The sequence below is a fragment of the Mesorhizobium sp. M4B.F.Ca.ET.143.01.1.1 genome (assembly GCF_004792275.1).
GTDB classification, from domain to species: domain Bacteria; phylum Pseudomonadota; class Alphaproteobacteria; order Rhizobiales; family Rhizobiaceae; genus Mesorhizobium; species Mesorhizobium abyssinicae.
The window spans coordinates 26,833-43,380 of the sequence record NZ_SRSR01000003.1 but is presented as its reverse complement, the minus strand read 5'-3'; the positions used below and the strand labels follow the sequence as shown (position 1 = coordinate 43,380).

13 protein-coding genes are annotated in these 16,548 nt (G+C 65.9%); 7 read left to right on the top strand and 6 right to left on the bottom strand.

The window, feature by feature from the left end; all coding sequences use genetic code 11:
* Positions 1 to 108 precede the first annotated feature (108 nt).
* From EN786_RS07715 to EN786_RS07695, 5 genes are all read left to right on the top strand, one after another.
* Complete coding sequence (locus EN786_RS07715; protein WP_127309838.1) at positions 109 to 831, top strand: HAD-IA family hydrolase; 723 nt, start codon at positions 109 to 111, stop codon at positions 829 to 831.
* A gap of 64 nt (positions 832 to 895) precedes the next feature.
* On the top strand, positions 896 to 2,506 hold the full coding sequence (locus tag EN786_RS07710) for an ABC transporter substrate-binding protein (RefSeq protein ID WP_127309837.1): 1,611 nt from the start codon (positions 896 to 898) through the stop codon (positions 2,504 to 2,506).
* Positions 2,507 to 2,594: 88 nt separating this feature from the next.
* A complete protein-coding gene (locus tag EN786_RS07705) occupies positions 2,595 to 3,545 on the top strand; it encodes an ABC transporter permease (protein ID WP_127309836.1) in 951 nt (316 codons plus the stop codon).
* On the top strand, positions 3,542 to 4,393 hold the full coding sequence (locus EN786_RS07700) for an ABC transporter permease (RefSeq protein ID WP_127283400.1): 852 nt from the start codon (positions 3,542 to 3,544) through the stop codon (positions 4,391 to 4,393). The genes EN786_RS07705 and EN786_RS07700 overlap by 4 nt, the downstream gene beginning before the upstream one ends.
* Positions 4,390 to 6,045, top strand: coding sequence for an ABC transporter ATP-binding protein (locus tag EN786_RS07695; protein ID WP_135908130.1), 1,656 nt, complete (start codon positions 4,390 to 4,392; stop codon positions 6,043 to 6,045). Before EN786_RS07700 ends, EN786_RS07695 begins: the two co-directional genes overlap by 4 nt.
* 69 nt (positions 6,046 to 6,114) lie before the next feature.
* Here EN786_RS07695 and EN786_RS07690 read toward each other — a convergent pair whose 3' ends face one another.
* A complete protein-coding gene (locus EN786_RS07690; protein ID WP_127283402.1) occupies positions 6,115 to 6,591 on the bottom strand; it encodes an Lrp/AsnC family transcriptional regulator in 477 nt (158 codons plus the stop codon).
* 222 nt (positions 6,592 to 6,813) lie between these two features.
* Here EN786_RS07690 and EN786_RS07685 point away from each other — a divergent pair, with 222 nt between their 5' ends.
* Positions 6,814 to 8,139 (top strand): FAD-binding oxidoreductase, encoded by a 1,326-nt coding sequence (locus tag EN786_RS07685; RefSeq protein WP_127283403.1) that lies wholly within the window; start codon positions 6,814 to 6,816, stop codon positions 8,137 to 8,139.
* A 38-nt stretch (positions 8,140 to 8,177) separates the two neighbouring features.
* On the opposite strand, the gene EN786_RS07680 is transcribed toward EN786_RS07685, so the two are convergent.
* The 5 genes from EN786_RS07680 to EN786_RS07660 all read right to left on the bottom strand — a co-directional run bounded on the left by EN786_RS07680 (position 8,178) and on the right by EN786_RS07660 (position 14,905).
* Complete coding sequence (locus EN786_RS07680; protein ID WP_127309834.1) at positions 8,178 to 9,545, bottom strand: FAD/NAD(P)-binding oxidoreductase; 1,368 nt, start codon at positions 9,543 to 9,545, stop codon at positions 8,178 to 8,180.
* Positions 9,542 to 9,844 (bottom strand): (2Fe-2S)-binding protein, encoded by a 303-nt coding sequence (locus tag EN786_RS07675; protein WP_127283405.1) that lies wholly within the window; start codon positions 9,842 to 9,844, stop codon positions 9,542 to 9,544. Before EN786_RS07675 ends, EN786_RS07680 begins: the two co-directional genes overlap by 4 nt.
* The gene (locus EN786_RS07670) at positions 9,841 to 11,826 is read right to left on the bottom strand and encodes a hydantoinase B/oxoprolinase family protein (protein WP_127309833.1); all 1,986 of its coding nucleotides are present in this window, start codon (positions 11,824 to 11,826) and stop codon (positions 9,841 to 9,843) included. Before EN786_RS07670 ends, EN786_RS07675 begins: the two co-directional genes overlap by 4 nt.
* Before the next feature lie 4 nt (positions 11,827 to 11,830).
* Positions 11,831 to 13,909, bottom strand: a complete 2,079-nt coding sequence (locus EN786_RS07665) for a hydantoinase/oxoprolinase family protein (protein WP_127309832.1) — start codon at positions 13,907 to 13,909, stop codon at positions 11,831 to 11,833.
* A gap of 90 nt (positions 13,910 to 13,999) precedes the next feature.
* Positions 14,000 to 14,905: a LysR family transcriptional regulator gene (locus EN786_RS07660; RefSeq protein WP_127282713.1), complete on the bottom strand. Its 906-nt coding sequence runs from the start codon at positions 14,903 to 14,905 to the stop codon at positions 14,000 to 14,002.
* Positions 14,906 to 15,015: 110 nt separating this feature from the next.
* Here EN786_RS07660 and EN786_RS07655 point away from each other — a divergent pair, with 110 nt between their 5' ends.
* Positions 15,016 to 16,134 carry an FAD-binding oxidoreductase gene (locus EN786_RS07655; protein WP_135908128.1) on the top strand — a complete coding sequence of 373 codons (1,119 nt, stop codon included), beginning with the start codon at positions 15,016 to 15,018 and terminating at the stop codon, positions 16,132 to 16,134.
* The last annotated feature ends 414 nt before the right edge of the window (positions 16,135 to 16,548 follow it).

Below are 16,548 nucleotides of genomic sequence, written 5' to 3'. Positions count from 1 at the left end.
AAGCGCGGATTTATGGGCTTTCGAAAAAGGCCAACGCTTTGGACAGCACGGAATTTTGTTCTGTTCAGCACCATGCAATCCGGTATCGCGCAGAGGAGAGCTAGTTTCTTGGCCAGGGCTTTCAGCGAATTCAAGTACATGACCTTCGATGTCGTCGGCACGCTGATCGACTTCGAAGGCGGCATCACGAATTGCCTGGCCGGGATTGCCACCGAGGCTGGCGTCTCCATCGATGGCGAAGCCGCGCTGGCCCTCTACCGGCAGGCCCGCTACATGCCCGATGCCGGCCTGTTTCCCGACGATCTGGTGCGTGTGTACATGGTCATCGCGCCGCAGCTCGGCCTGCCGGCAGACGAGAAATTCGGCGTCCGCCTGCGCGATTCCGCCAGCGTCTGGAAAGGTTTCCCCGACAGCGCGGCGGCATTGGCGGACCTTGCGAAATCCCACAAGCTGATTGCCATGACCAATGCCCGACGCTGGGCCCTCGACCATTTCGAGAAGCAGCTCGGCTCGCCCTTCTTCGCCACCTTCACCGCCGACGATACCGGAACGGAGAAACCGGATCCGGCGTTCTTCCAGAAGGTCTTCGATTTCGTCGCCTCAAGGGGCGACAGCAAGGACGACATCCTGCACGTTGCGCAAAGCCAGCATCACGACATCGGCATATCCCGGGCACTTGGCCTGACCAATTGCTGGATCGAACGCCGGCATGCCCAGAAGGGCTATGGCGGCACGATCGAGCCCGAGCGCTTCACCGTGCCGGACTACCACTTCACCTCGATGGCCTCCCTTGCGGCGGCCGTTCGGGAAAGCCTGAAGGAACGAACCTGAACCCAAGCCCGGACAGCCGCAGCAAGACGAGCATGCCGACCAAACAAACAGAAAGGGGAATGACATGACCGACAAGATCACGAACTGGACCAGCGCAGACGACGCCATGGTCGAGAACGCCATCCGGCGGGGCGCGAGCCGCCGCGAACTCCTCAAGATGCTGTTGGCCGGTGGCGCCGCGGTCGCCGCGGGCAGCCTGGTGCTTGGCCGCGCCAGCCAGGCCGTCGCCGCCGAGCCGGTTTCCGGCGGAAGCTTCAAGGCGGCCGGCTGGTCGTCCTCGACCGCCGACACGCTCGATCCGGCAAAGGCGTCGCTCTCCACCGACTATGTCCGCTGCTGCTCGCTCTACAACCGCCTGACTTTCCTCGACAAGGATGGCGTCACGCAGATGGAGCTGGCCGAAAGCTTCGACAGCAAGGACGCCAAGACCTGGACCGTGAAGCTGCGCAAGGGCGTCACCTTCCACGACGGCAAGGACCTCACGGCCGACGACGTCGTCTACTCGCTGAAGCGCCATCTCGACAAAGCGGTCGGCTCCAAGGTGGCCAAGATCGCCGCGCAGATGACCGGCTTCAAGGCGGTCGACAAGTCGACCGTCGAAATCACGCTCGCCGACCCGAATGCCGACCTCCCGACCATCCTGGCGCTGCACCATTTCATGATCGTGGCGGACGGCACCACCGACTTCTCCAAGGGCAACGGCACCGGCGCTTTCGTGCTGCAGACGTTCGAACCCGGCGTGCGTTCGGTCGTCACCAAGAACAAGAACTACTGGAAGTCGGGCAAGCCCTATCTCGACTCCTTCGAATTCATCGCCATCACCGACGACAGCGCTCGCGTCAACGCCCTGCTTTCCGGCGACATCAATTTTGCCGCATCGATCAATCCGCGCTCAATGAAGCTCCTGGAGAGCCAGCAGGGCTTCGAACTGTCGAAAACGACCGCGGGCAACTACACGGACCTCAACATCCGGCTCGACATGGATCCGGGCAGCAAGGCCGACTTCGTGGCCGGCATGAAGTACCTCGTCAACCGCGAGCAGATCGTCAAATCGGCATTGCGCGGCCTTGGTGAGGTCGGCAACGACCAACCTGTCTCGCCGGCGAACATCTTCCACAACGCCGACATCAAGCCGAAGGCATTCGACCCGGACAAGGCGAAGTTCCACTTCCAGAAGTCAGGCCTGCTCGGCCAGTCCATCCCGGTGATCGCGTCCGACGCCGCGACTTCGTCGATCGACATGGCGGTGATCATCCAGGCCGCCGGCGCGGATATCGGCATGAAGCTGGACGTCCAGCGCGTCCCATCCGACGGCTACTGGGACAATTACTGGCTCAAGGCGCCGATCCATTTCGGCAACATCAATCCGCGCCCGACGCCGGACATCCTGTTCTCGCTCCTCTACGCTTCCAGCGCCCCCTGGAACGAAAGCCAGTATAAGTCCGAGAAGTTCGACAAGCTGCTTGTCGAGGCGCGCGGCTCGCTCGACCAGGCCAAGCGCAAGGAAATCTACAACCAGATGCAGGTCATGGTCTCCGAGGAGGCCGGAACCATCATCCCGGCCTACATCTCCAACGTCGATGCCCTCTCCAGCAAGGTGAAGGGTTTGGAGGCGAACCCGCTTGGTGGCATGATGGGCTACGCAATGGCGGAATATCTCTGGCTCGAAGCCTGAGGGGCGACTGCCGGGGGCCGGTCAGCCGGTCCCCCGGCACTGCATTGCGCAAGATGGTTGGCCGAACGCACCGCAGGGAGCGCTTTCAATGACGTCTGGGGTTCTCAACCTCGTGCTGAAGCGGCTAGGGATCGCGGCCATCACGCTATTGATCGTGCTGTTCGCCGTGTTCTTCGCCACCAGCATGCTGCCTGGCGACACCGCGTCGATCCTGCTCGGCCAGGCGGCGACTCCCGAGGCGGTCGCCGGCCTGCGCGAGGCCATGCATCTCAACGACCCGGCGATCCTGCGCTTCCTGCGCTGGCTTGTCGGCCTGCTCCACGGCGACCTCGGTACCTCCTATGCCAACGAGATGCCGGTTGCGTCTCTGATCGGCGGGCGCCTGGTCAACACCATGAAGCTCGCCGGCATCACCGCGCTGCTCTCGGTGCCGCTGGCGCTGACGCTCGGCATCACCGCCGCGATGTTGCGCGGCTCCATCTACGACCGCACCGTCACTGTGCTTTCGATCGGCGTCATCTCCGTGCCGGAGTTCATGGTCGCGACGCTGGCGGTCTTGCTCTTTGCCGTTTATCTCAGATGGCTGCCGGCGCTGTCGTCGGTCAACGAGGCGCATTCGCTGACCGATCTCGTGCGCATCTATGCAATGCCGGTGATCACGCTCACCTTCGTCATCTCCGCCCAGATGATCCGCATGACGCGCGCCGCGGTAATCGAAACGCTCTCCACGCCTTATGTCGAGATGGCTCTCCTCAAAGGCGCCTCGCGCAGCCGGATGGTGCTGCGGCACGCGCTTCCCAACGCGCTCGGGCCGATCGTCAACGCGATCGCGCTTTCCTTGTCCTATCTGGTCGGCGGCGTGATCATCGTCGAGACGATCTTCAACTATCCCGGCATCGCCAAGCTGATGGTCGATGCGGTCGCGACCCGCGACCTGCCGCTGATCCAGAGCTGCGCGATGATCTTCTGCCTCGGCTATCTTCTCCTCATCACGGCCGCCGACATCGTCGCAATCATGTCCAACCCGAGGCTGAGATGACGATAGCGCGCACGACAACCTCCCGACGATCCTTCCTGGGCCACAGCTACAACCTCGTCGGCGTCGTGGCCTCGCTGGTCATCCTGGCGTGGACACTGATCGCGATCTTCGCGCCTTACATCATTCCCCATCCCATCGGCGACATCGTCGACGACGACTATTTCGGCCCGATGCGACAGGGGCTGTGGCTCGGCTCGGACTATCTCGGGCGCGACATGCTCTCGCGGGTTCTGATGGGCGCGCGCTACACAGTCGGCATATCGCTTGCGGCCGTCTCCATCGCCTGCTTTTCCGGCGTCGTGCTGGGTATGATAGCGGCCGTCACCGGCGGCTGGCTCGACACCTGCCTCAGCCGCTTCCTGGACGCCATGAACTCCATCCCCAGCAAACTGTTCGGTCTTGTCGTCGTCGCTGCCGTCGGCTCGTCGATTCCGGTGCTGATCCTGACGCTCGCCGTCATCTATATCCCCGGCTCCTATCGCTTCGCGCGCGCGCTCGCCGTCAACATCAACACCATGGACTTCATGACCGTCGCGCGTGTCCGCGGCGAGAGCACCCTCTATCTCATCGGCTCCGAGATCCTGCCCAACATCATCCGCCCGGTGCTCGCCGACTTCGGCTTGCGCTTCGTCTTCATCGTTCTGCTGCTCTCTGGCCTGTCCTTCCTTGGGCTCGGCCTGCAGCCGCCGCTCGCCGACTGGGGCGCGCTGGTGCGCGAGAACATCGGCGGCCTGCCCTTCGCGGCCCCCGCCGTCATCGTGCCTTCGCTGGCGATCGCCAGCCTCACCATCAGCGTCAACCTGCTGATCGACAACCTGCCGCAGAAGATCAGGGACCGGGACGCATGAGCAATCTCGTCGAGGTCAGGAACCTGAGGATCGAGGCGACGACCGACGCCGGACGGCTGGTCGAGATCATCAAGGGCGTCAGCCTCGACATAGCCGACGGCGAGATCGTCGCCCTGATCGGCGAAAGCGGCTCCGGCAAGACTACGGTGGCGCTCTCGCTGATGGGCTATGCGCGGCCCGGCTGCCGGATCACCGGCGGCGAGATCAACGTCAACGGCAAGAACATGGCCGGCCTTTCCGAAAAGGAACGCGCCAGGCTGCGCGGCACCGACATTGCCTATGTTCCGCAAAGTGCCGCCGCCTCCTTCAACCCCTCCTCCACCATCATGGAGCAGGTCATCGAGGTCACGCGCATCCACAAGCTGATGCCGCCCGAACAGGCCCGCCGACGCGCCGTCGAGCTGTTCAGGGCCTTGTCGCTGCCGGACCCCGAAGGGATCGGCGCCCGTTATCCGCACCAGGTTTCGGGCGGTCAATTGCAGCGGCTGTCGGCGGCCATGGCGCTCATCGGCGATCCCAAGCTGGTGATCTTCGACGAGCCGACGACGGCACTCGACGTGACGACGCAGATCGACGGGCTGAAGGCATTCAAGTCGGTCATGCGGGCGGGCGGGATCGCAGGTGTCTATGTTTCCCACGACCTCGCGGTCGTCGCCCAGATCGCCGACCGCATCGTGGTGCTGAAGGGCGGCGAGGTGCAGGAAACCGGCACCACGGCGGCAATCCTGTCAGCTGCCCGGCACCCCTATACGCGCGAACTGCTGGCCGCCTTCGAACCGAAGCCACGGCAAGGGCAAGCCGACGCGGATGCCGGGACGAAGCAACTGCTGCGCATAGACAATGTGACGGCCGGCTATGGCGCGATGCGGGCTGACGGACTGCCACTCATCCGCGCGGTCGATTCCGTCAGCCTGGTCGTCGAGAAGGGGCGCAATCTCGGCGTCATCGGCGAATCCGGCTGCGGAAAATCGACGCTGGCGCGCGTCATTGCCGGCATCCATCCGGCGGCCGCCGGCGACATCGTCTTCGACGGCAAGGACCTGCAGCGCGCCGCCAGGAAACGCAGCCAGGACCAGCTGCGCGAGATGCAGATCGTGTTCCAGTACGCCGATACCGCGCTCAATCCGGCCAAGCCGGTGGAGGACATCATCGCCCGTCCGCTCGCCTTCTATCACCGGCTCGACAGGCAGGCGCGCTCGAAGCGCGTCGACGAACTGCTCGACATGGTGCGCCTGCCGAGGGCGCTGCGCTACCGGCATCCATCGGAGCTCTCGGGCGGCCAGAAGCAGCGCGTGAATTTCGCGCGCGCGCTGGCGGCCGACCCCAAGCTCATCATCTGCGACGAAATCACCTCGGCGCTCGACACGGTGGTGGCGTCCGCCGTGATCGAACTGCTCAAGGAGCTGCAGCGCGAGCTGGGGCTCTCCTACATCTTCATCAGCCACGACCTGTCGGTCGTCGAGGCCATCTGCGACGAGATCATGGTCATGTACAACGGGCAGCGGGTGGAGCAGATCACGCCAGACAAGGTGAAGGCGCCCGCCCACCCCTACTCCAAGCTACTGTTCTCTTCGGTGCCGAAGCTCGATCCGACCTGGCTCGACGGCCTGGTGCGCGACCCCGAGCTCGTCAGCCAGTACGGCCACCGCTAGAGGCAATTCCAGGAACGGTTTTCCGTCTTTGCCTTGAGACGGATGGTTAGGACGACGATGCGCGGAGCCTCACATCGGGAACAGGCTGGGCAGCGGCATGTGCGCCTTGACGATGGGGGACTTCAGCACGACGAAGGAGAAATACTTGTCGATGCCGATATCCATGTCGGTTAGCCGTTCCATGATCGTCTGGTATTCGCCGATGCCGGCGGTGACGAATTTCATCAGGTAATCGTAGCCGCCCGAGACGAGGTGGCATTCGATCACCTGGTCGATCTTCTCGACGACAGCGAGGAATCGGGCGAAGTCGACCTGGCGGTGGTTCTTCAAGGTGATCTCGGTGAACACGGTCAGCGTCTGGCCGAGCTTGCCGATGTTGATCTGCGCGGAATAGCCCTCGATGTAGCCTTCCGACTGCAGTTTCTTGACCCGCATCAGGCAAGGGCTCGGCGACAGATGCACGAGGTCGGCCAGTTCCACATTGGTGATGCGGCCGTTCTTCTGCAATTCGTGAAGAATCTTGATGTCGATCCGATCCAGTTTCATGGCCGTCTCCAAAGATCGCATGCCACAGCACAAAATGCTGCCGTACCAACAGCCTTGACACTACCACAGCCCGCGGGCCAGTCCATCCGAGCGGGCACCGCTTTGAAACGCAGCGAGTTCCGATTTCGACCGAGCAGCCGAAATAAAATTCTGCTTCGGCTTCAACTGCGGCAGCGGCTGCCTGCGCAACGCGTTAGATTGGCGCTTCAAGGCAGAGAGACCATGCGCGCGCCACTGCAGCAAATCGAGACATCTGGCAAACTGCCGCAATCCGCGGACGTGGTGGTGATCGGCGGCGGCATCGTCGGTGTCTTCGCGGCCTACTATCTGGCCAGGCGCGGCATGCAGGTCGCGCTTGTCGAAAAGGGACGCATCGGCGCCGAGCAATCCTCCAGGAATTGGGGATGGTGCCGCCAGCAGAACCGCGACGCCCGCGAACTGCCGATGGCGACCCACAGCCTCGATCTGTGGGACAGCTTCGCGGCGGCGACCGGCGAAGACACCGGCTTTCGCCGCTGCGGCCTGCTTTATCTCAGCAATAACGAGGCGGAACTGGCCGGCTGGGCGCGCTGGCGCGATTTCGCCAGGACGGCCGGCGTGACCACCCATATGCTCGACGGCGCCGAGGCCAGCGAGCGTGGCGGCGCCACGGGCCGGACCTGGAAGGGCGGCGTCTTCTCGCCGAGCGATGGCACCGCCGACCCGTCGCGGGCCGCGCCCGCGGTCGCCCGCGCCATCCTCAAGCTCGGCGGCACCGTTCACCAGAATTGCGCCGCGCGCGGCATCGAGACCGAGGGCGGACGCCTGAGCGGCGTGGTCACCGAAAGCGGAACGATCCGCACGAAAGTGGCGGTCATGGCCGGCGGCGCCTGGGCGTCGTCCTTTTGCCGGCAGTTCGGTTTCCGCTTTCCGCAGGCGTCGATCCGTTCCTCCATCCTGTCCGTCTCGCCCGGCGCCGAAGGCCTGCCGGATGCGCTGCACACGGCGAGGATCTCGGCCACGCGTCGCGGCGACGGCGGCTACACGCTTGCCATCAGCGGGCGCGGCCGCGTCGACGTGACGCCGCAGCAGTTGCGCTTCTCGTCGCAGTTCCTGCCCATGTTTCTGAAGCGGTGGCGCAGCCTCGCGCCCGGCGGACTGCAAGGCGTGCGCTCGGGGCACGAAACGCTGCAGCGCTGGCGGCTCGACCAGCCGACGCCGATGGAGCGCATGCGCATCCTCGATCCGGCTCCCGACCGGGCCACCATCCGTCTGACCCATGCCCGCGCGCTTGAACTTCTGCCCGACCTCAGAAAGACGAAGATCAGCGCTGCCTGGGCCGGCTACATCGACAGCACGCCGGACGGCGTCCCCGCCATCGGCGAGATCGATAGCGTTGCGGGCTTCTTCCTCGCCGCCGGATTTTCGGGACACGGTTTTGGCATCGGGCCCGGCGCCGGTCATCTCGTCGCCGATCTGGTGACCGGGTTGGAACCGATCGTCGATCCGACATCCTACGATCCGCGCCGCTTCGAAGCCTCCGCCTGGGGCAAGGTTGCCGATTTCTAGGATCTGACCCTCATCAATGCGCGGCATCCGCAATTGCGTTAGCCGTTCCGCAGAAAAGCGCCGATAGGCGCCGGTCGGACGGGCGGCTGTCCGCGAAACCGGCCGACGGCGCCGGGCGTGCAGCCGGCCTGTGCCGCGACGAGTTCGACGGCGGCCAACTGGCAGTAGCGCCCCTGGCAGCGCCCCATGCCGACGCGCGACAGCGACTTCACCCTGTTAGCCTCGCAGCCGCCGAAAGCCACGCCCTGGCGTATGTCTCCTGCAGTCACGTTCTCGCAGCGGCAGACGATCGCGTCGTCAGGGAGCACCCGAGCCATCGCCTCCGGCCAGGGAAAGGCGCGGGCCAGACCGCGGGCAAAGCGCTCGAGCCGCGCGAGCTCGCGCAGATCGGCGCTGGCCGACGGCGCCGGTTGTCCGAGATCGGCAAGGCACGCCGCCGCCGCAAGGCGCCCGGCAATCTCCGCGCCGTCCGCTCCCAGAAGCCGAACCCCATCGCCCGCAAGGTAGACGCCATTCCCGGCACGGCCCATCGCATCGGCCTTCGGCAGCCATTGCCGCCACTGCGCGTCATAGGCGAAGGCGCACCCGACGAGGTCGGCCAAGTGGGTCTCAGCACGCAAGTGCCAGCCCATGCCGATCATGTCGCATCGCGTGACGTGTTCGCGGCCGCCAGCGTCGCGCCAGCGCATCGCGGTGACACCTTGTTCGTCGGCCTCGATTTGTTCGAGCATCACCCCCGCATGGTAACGGCCGCCGAGCCTCGCCCGCAGCGCCAAACCGCGCAGCGCGACCAGCGGCCGGGCGGCGAGCCCAAGGAATCCCCGCATCTGCTGGCGCCAGGACGATGTATCCAGCACCGCCGCCACATCCGCCCCAGCCTTGACGAGTTGGGCGCCGACCAGCGTCAGCAGAGGCCCTGACCCGATCAGGACGATCCGCCGCCCTAGAGCCACGCCCTGCGCCTTGAGCGCGATCTGCGCCGCGCCGAGGCTGTAGGCGCCGGCGCTCTGCCAACCGGGGACCGGAGCGACGCGATCGGATGCGCCGGTGGCAAGGATCAGGCGATCATAGCTGACTAGCTGCATGCCGCCCTCCCCCAGCACATGCAGCCGACCGTCCTGCGCGGCGATGACCGAACTCGCCGCGCAATGGGTGAGGCGCTCATCCTTGACCAACCGGTCGAACAGGTCATGCAGCGCCCGTGCCTTCGCCGCCTCCGAGCCGTAGAGCTGCTCCGGCGTGCGGGTAAATCCGTCCGGCGGGCGGCGATATGTCTGACCGCCGGAGCGATTGCCTTCGTCGATCACCACCGGGTGCAGCCCGGCCTCGACCAGCGCCGCCGCGGCCCTAATGCCGGCCGGACCGGCGCCGACGATCACGATTTTCGGCGATGAAGCGTCGCTCACGGCCAGCTCTCCGGCGGCGTCGTGCGCAGCCGCATGCCCTCAGCGATGGGGCTTGTGCACGCGCGCAGGCGCGGCCCCTCTTCCTGCCAGACCCAGCAATCCTGGCAGGCTCCCATCAGGCAGAAGCCCGCGCGGGGCTCAGGCCCGAACTCGGACTTTCGCAAGGCTTGTCCTGACGCCAGCATGGCGGTCAGCACGGTGTCGCCGGCCAGCGCGCTGCGCGTCTCGCCATCGAGGAAGAAATTCACCTCTGTCCGGTCGCGCTCGGCCAGCCGGACGATGCGGCCGGCGCCGATCATTCAGCGGCCTCTCGCACCGGGCGAGGACGCGGCAGTTCGGGGAACCGTTCGCACGCCGCATCGAAGGCCGCCTGTACGCCCTCCGGCCCGGAGCCCCCCTTCATGCGGCGGAAGATCTCGGTCTTGGCGAAGAACCGCCAGTGGATCGGCAGGTCGCTCAGTATGGCGGTGAGCCGGTCGTAGGCCGCAGGGGTCCATTGCGCTTCGTAGCCGTCGCGCTCTGGACCGAAATGGAAATGGCCGGCGGACGGCTTGTGCCGCGCGCGCAGCCTTTCCGTCGCCTGCTCGTCGACCTCGCCGCCGCGTAGGACGACGCCATAGTCGCGCTCCGCCGATGTCTCTGAGACATAGCCGCGCCGAACGTCCTGTGCGACCCGCCAGGGCTCGCGCAGATGCGGATCGCCGCGCCCGCCGCCTCCGGCGGAGCGGATATCGAGCAGGTCGCCGGGCTGCAGCACCGCGGTGTCGATGTTGCCCAGCCGCCGCTCGTGCTCGGTGCCCGGATTGACGACCATGTCCGACAGGCCGGCGGCCTTGCCGCCCAGCACGCCCCAGGGACGGAAGAAACTGCGGTCGCGGTTGCGGGCCGTGATCCTGGAGTCGGGGGCAAAGACGCGGAAGGCCATCTCGGTCGCCAGCCCGCCGCGCCAGCGGCCCGCCCCGCCGCTGTCCCTGGCGAGCCCGTATTTCACGAATTCGACCGGGGTCTCGGTCTCGGTGATTTCGATCGGCGTGTTCTTGAGATAGGCGGCATCGGCGCCCGATCCGTTGGTCCCATCGCGATGCGGCATCGCACCGCCGCCGCCCACCACCGGGTTCACGGCGGCGATGACCGTGCGGCTGCTGCGCTCGTCGATAGTCATGACGTTGACGATGCAGTTGTTGCCGGCCGGCGCCGCGGGCAGGCGCTCCGGCACGGCCTGCGAGAAGGCGCCGAAGATGACCGAGCGCAGCCGGGCGCAGGTGAGCGAGCGCATGCCCACCGCTGCCGGGTGGACCGGATTGAGCACCGACCCCTGCGGCGTGATGCAGGTGAACGGCCGCGTGAGGCCGGTGTTGAGCAGGAGCTTTGGGTTGAGCGTGTAGAGCACGTAGTAGACGCCGACCAGCAGCATGGTGTGGCGCGGGTCGCCACCTGAAGGCACGTTAAGCGAGGAGCCCAACTGCGGATCAGAGCCGGTGAAGTCGAGCACCGCCTCGTCGCCCTTGATCGTCAGCGTCAGCTTCAGCCGGCAGGGATTGGCCTCGACCGAATCCTCGTCGGCATAGTCGGCGAATTCCCACGTGCCGTCGGGCATGGCGCGCAGCACGTCGCGCGCCTGCGCCTCGGCATGATCGAGAAGTGCGGCAACCCCTTCGATGAAGCCGGCCTTGCCGAACTTCCGCACCATTGCCTGGATCTTGCGCTCGCCGGTGTTGAGCGCGCCGACAAGCGCCTTGATGTCGCCGATGTTGAGGTCGGGCTTGCGCACATTGGTGCTCATGATGCGCAGGATCGTCTCGTCGAAGACGCCCTCCCGCACCAGCTTCATCGGCGGGAAGCGGATGCCTTCCTGATGGATTTCGATCAGCGCCCGGCTGAGCGAAGCCGGCACCGCCCCGCCCATGTCGGTGTTGTGGATGTGACCTCCGGTCCAGGCGACGATCTCGCCGTCGACGAAGACCGGCTTCCACAGATGCGTGTCGGGGGCGTGCGTGGCGACGTGGCCCGAATAGGGATCGTTGGTGAAGGCGACGTCTCCAGGTCGGTAGTCGTCGACCATGGCGATCGCGCGGTGGTAGGAAAGTCCCGGATACCACGTGGCGCCGAGTTCCATCGGCACGGCGAAGGTCGCCCCCGCACGGTCCATCAGCATCACGGTGAAATCCTGCGTCTCCTTGACGAAGGCGGAGTGCGCGGTGCGGTGCAGCGTGTGGGCCATGTTTTCGGCGGCCGCGCGGGCGTGGTTCGCCAGAACCTGCAGGTTTGTCCGGTCAAACATGGCGTCACTCCGCGAAGGTCAGCAGAAGGTTGAGGTGGCGGTCGACGCGCGCCTGCGCTCCCGCGGGAATGGCGAAGGTGGTGTCTTCCTGCACGACCACGGCAGGCCCCCGGAAGGTGCTGCCCGGCACAAGGGTCTGCCGGTCGTGGAGGTCCACGACTTCGAGGCTCGCGCCCGTGTAGACCGGGAGACGGCGCGCCGGAATGGCGGCGGCGCCGATCTCGTCTGTCTCCGGGAAGGAGAGTTTCGGCCCCGCGCCGATGGCGGACAGCCGCACGTTCACAAGCTCGATCTCGCCGTCCGGGTCGTGAAAATCGTAGAGCTGCTCATGGGTGCGGTGGAAGGCTTGCTCGATTGCCTCCGGGTCGGCGGCCGCCAGCCATTGCGGTGAAAGGACGACCTCGATCTCATAGCTCTGACCGAGATAGCGCATGTCGCAGGAGAGAGTGAGCTCAGCCGCGGCGTCGTGCCCCTGCGCCGCGAGCCAGTCGCGCCCCTCTTGCGCGAGAGCATCGAAGGCCTCGCGGATCTCGGGGAGCGACGCAGCCGTCAGCGGGCTGAAGATGGTGCGTATGAAATCCCCGCGCAGGTCCGCCACAAGCCCGCCCAGCGCCGACACCACGCCGGGGCGGCGCGGCGCCATGACACGCTTCATGCCGAGTTCGCGGGCAAGGAAGGCGCCGAGCATCGGACCGCCGCCGCCGAAGGGCATCAGCGTGAATTCGCGCAGGTCGACGCCGGCGCGCGAGGCCAGCTTCTCGACCTCGACGAACATCTCCGACACCGCGATGTCGAGGATCGCCTGCGCGGTCTGCTCGACCGGGCGGCCGAGCCGGGCGGCAAGCTCGCCGACCGCGCTACGCGCCAGCCCGGTATCGATCCGGAGCTGGCCATAGGCCATCTCGCTGTGACCGAGCCATCCGCACACCACCATGGCGTCCGTGACCGTCGCCTGCGCGCCGCCACGGCCGTAGCATGCCGGCCCCGGCGTCGAACCCGCCGATTCCGGTCCGACGCGCAGCACGCCCTGCGCATCGACGCTGGCGATCGAGCCGCCGCCGACGCCGATCGAGCTCACCGACACGGAGGGGATGTGGAGCGGAAATTCGCCGATCAGCTCGCCGGTGCCGAACTGCGCCTCGCCGCCGATGATCAGCGCGAAGTCGGCGGAGGTACCACCGATGTCGAGGGTCAGCACCTTGTCTTCGCCCGCCTGGCGCGCCAGCCACGAGGCACCGATGACGCCTGAGGCCGTTCCCGACAAAAGCATGTTGACACAGGCGCGCTTGCCTTCGGCGGCGTTCATCAGCCCGCCATTCGACTTGGTCAGCATCGGCCGGGCCGGCACGCCACTATGCTTCAGCCGCTCTTCCAGCGCCGTCAGGTAGCCAGAGACGCGTGGATGAACATAGCCGTTAAGGATGGCGGTCGAGCTGCGCTCATATTCGCGGATGACCGGCCAGACCTCGGCCGAGGTGAAGACAAAGAGATCAGGCGCAAGGCGCGCGACCGCCAACTTCACCGAAGCTTCCTGCGCGCCGTTGCGCCAGGCATGGAGGAAGGACACGATAATCCCCTGCGCCCCGTTCGCTTTTGCCGCCGTCACCGCACGCTCCACCGCCGCCATGTCCGGTGCCTGGGATTCGCTTCCATCGGCACGCATGCGGGCCGGAATGCCGAACACCATGTCGCGCGCGATCAACGGATCCGGCCGCGCGCAGAACAGCGAATACATGTCCGGCATGCGAAGCCGCGCCAGCTCGATGACGTCCTCGAAGCCGGCATTAGTAAATAGTGCCAGTGGCGCGCCCTTGCGCTGAATGATGGTGTTGATGCCGACGGTCGTGCCATGCACGAAGCGTGTCATATGGGTCGGATCGAAGCCTTCGCGTTCGGCGAGAAGGGTGAGGCCCGTCATCAGCTCGGCGCCCGGGTCCTCCGGCGTCGTCAGCACCTTCAGGGAGGCGACGCGTCCCGAGTTCGCTTCGAGCGCGCAGAAATCGATGAATGTCCCGCCGATATCGACACCGACCTTCCAGTCGGTTCCGTTTTGCGCCTCACCCCCAGTGATGACCCCATCCATTGTGCGTCCCTTCCTGTCTGCCTGCAGAAAGCTGGCACGGCTGACCGGTCCGGGTCCAAGATGGATGATGGGCAAGCATATAAGCCTTGCTTATGCCTTTGCCTTGTCGCCGCCCAGAACGGCGGAGCAGGCGGCGCGGATCTGGTCGCGCATCATCTCGTCGGCCCGTGCAAGGGCGCGTGTGCGCGAGGTGAGCAGAGCGATGGGAAATTCCGGCCCCGCTGCCAGCGGCCTGACGGCAAGCCCGGCAAACTGGCGCCAAGGCAGCAGGGCGTCGACGAGCCCGATGCCGAGACCAGCCTGGACGAAGCCGACGGCGGAGATGGAGACGTCGATCTCGAGCGAGGGCGAAAGCGCCACGCCCTGCGCGCGGGCCGCATGGGCCAGTTCGTCGGCGGGACGGGTGTTTCCGCGATAGGATATCAGCTCCTCTCCGGCGAGATCGGCGAGCGTCAACTCGGCTTTCCTGGCCAACGGATGCCCGGCCGGCAGCAGGCAGGCGAAGCCGACACTGCCGATCACCTCCGCCTCGATGTCGGGAGGCAGGCGGTCGTCCAAGGCGACGCCCAGGCTGGCGTCGCCGGCGCGCAGCATGTCGACGATGGCTGCGATCGGCGCCATGTGGGAACGCAGCAGAATGCCTGGATGCTGCGCGCGGAAACTGGTGAAAGCGCGCGGCAATATCGCCATGGCCGGCGGCGGCGAGGCCGCAACGCGCACGAGCCCAGCCCGACCCAAGCGCAGGTCGGTGGTCTTGCGCCGCAGGCCCTCCAGCCCCGCCGACAGCCTTTCGGCATCGGCGAAAATCTCAAGCGCCTCGGGCGTCGGCCGCAGCCGTCCCTTGACGCGCTCGAACAGCGTGAAGCCGAGTTCGTCCTCGGTGTGGAGCAGGATCTGGCTGAGCGCAGGCTGGGAGATGTTCAGCATCCGCGCCGCGGCGGTCACGGTGCCGGCGCGCATGACGGCGATGAACACTTCGAGCTGCCGCGCCCGCATTGTCACTCCATAGGTCAAGCTTATGGTTTTCGTCCAAACCCATCTTTGACGCATCGGCGCGGCGTCGACAAGATCGGTCGAAATTCGGGCACTGTTTGCGAGGGGCCGCTATGGATGTGATCGTGCTGGGCGGCGGCCTGATGGGGACGGCTTCGGCCTATTTCCTGGCCAGGCGCGGCGCGCGCGTGACGCTGATCGAGCGCAACCGAATCGGCACCGGAGCAACCGTCGCCTCTTTCGGCAACATCCGACGCACCGGGCGCCATCTGTCCCAGCTTCCGCTGGCCCACCGCTCGCTCAAGCTGTGGGGCAAGGCCGAAAGGATGCTTGGCCGTGACGTGGAGTTCCGCGCCACCGGACACATCCGGCTGATCTTCGATGAGGGCGGTCTCGCCGACATGCGGGCCTATGCCGACACGGCGCGACCCTGGGGGCTCGAGCTGGAGGAACTGACCCCGCGCGAGATCCGTGTCCGCTTTCCCGGCCTCGGCCCCGAAGCGATCGCTGCGTCGTTCTCGCCGCGGGACGGCAGCGGCAACCCGCGGCTGATCGCGCCAGCCTTTGCCGAGGCGGCCCGCGGGCTGGGCGCGGAAATCATCGAGGAAGCCGAGGTCGAGAGCGTCAGCCGCGATAACTCCGGTTTCCACGTCGCCACCTCGAAGGGTGCGTTCGCTGCCGAATGCCTGCTCAACACCGCCGGTGCCTGGGGCGCGCGCATCGCCGCACAGTTCGGCGAAGAGGTCCCGCTCGAGGCCCGCGGCCCGCAGATGGGCGTGACCGAGCCGCTGCCGCACAGAATTCTCCCCGTGGTCGGCATCTGGACCCGCGACAAGGAGTACGGCGCCTATCTGCGCCAGGTCGAGCGCGGCAACATCGTCTTCGGCGGCGCGGCCGAAAGGGTGCCGGTGGACCTCGAACCCGGCCATGCAAGAGCCGACCCCACGCGCCTGCCCTTACAATTGCGCGCCGTCGCACGGCTGCTGCCGGCAATCGCGAAGGTCGCGGTCATCCGCACCTGGTCCGGCTGCGAGGGCTATGTGCGGGACATGCTGCCTGTGATGGGATGCTCGGCGACGACGCCGGGCCTGTTCCACGCCTTCGGCTTTTGCGGACACGGCTTCCAGCTCGGGCCCGGCGTCGGCGACGCCATGGCCGAACTCATCACGACCGGCCGTTGCGAAACGCCGCTCGATGATTTCAGGATCGACCGCTTCAGCCGCGCGGCCTGACGAACTGAATTGACTACGATCGGCCTCCCCAAGGCCACCAGCAATGACCGTTTTTCGGAAACGCCGGAACCTTACCACACCGGCCCATATGAGACGCAAAACCGCCGTTCGTTTGACGGCTCCCAGCGGCCCACCGCAAGTCAACAAAATCAGCACGATGCGCTGAGATTCAGCCAAAGGCGTTTTGAGAGAAGAAATCAAGACTAAGCCATTGATAACAACGACAATGGCGGGCCCGGAGGGTCATCGTTTTCCGACATAAAATCAATACGTTAGCGGCTGGTTCGCCAACCGATTTCCTTCGTATGATCTCGTATGATCCGGCGAACCTCCTAAACCGCCCACTTGTTGGCAGGACAGTTGGCAGCTGTTTCGCGGACCAGGAATGAGGCGCCCATTGTGCCGTAGCTCAAC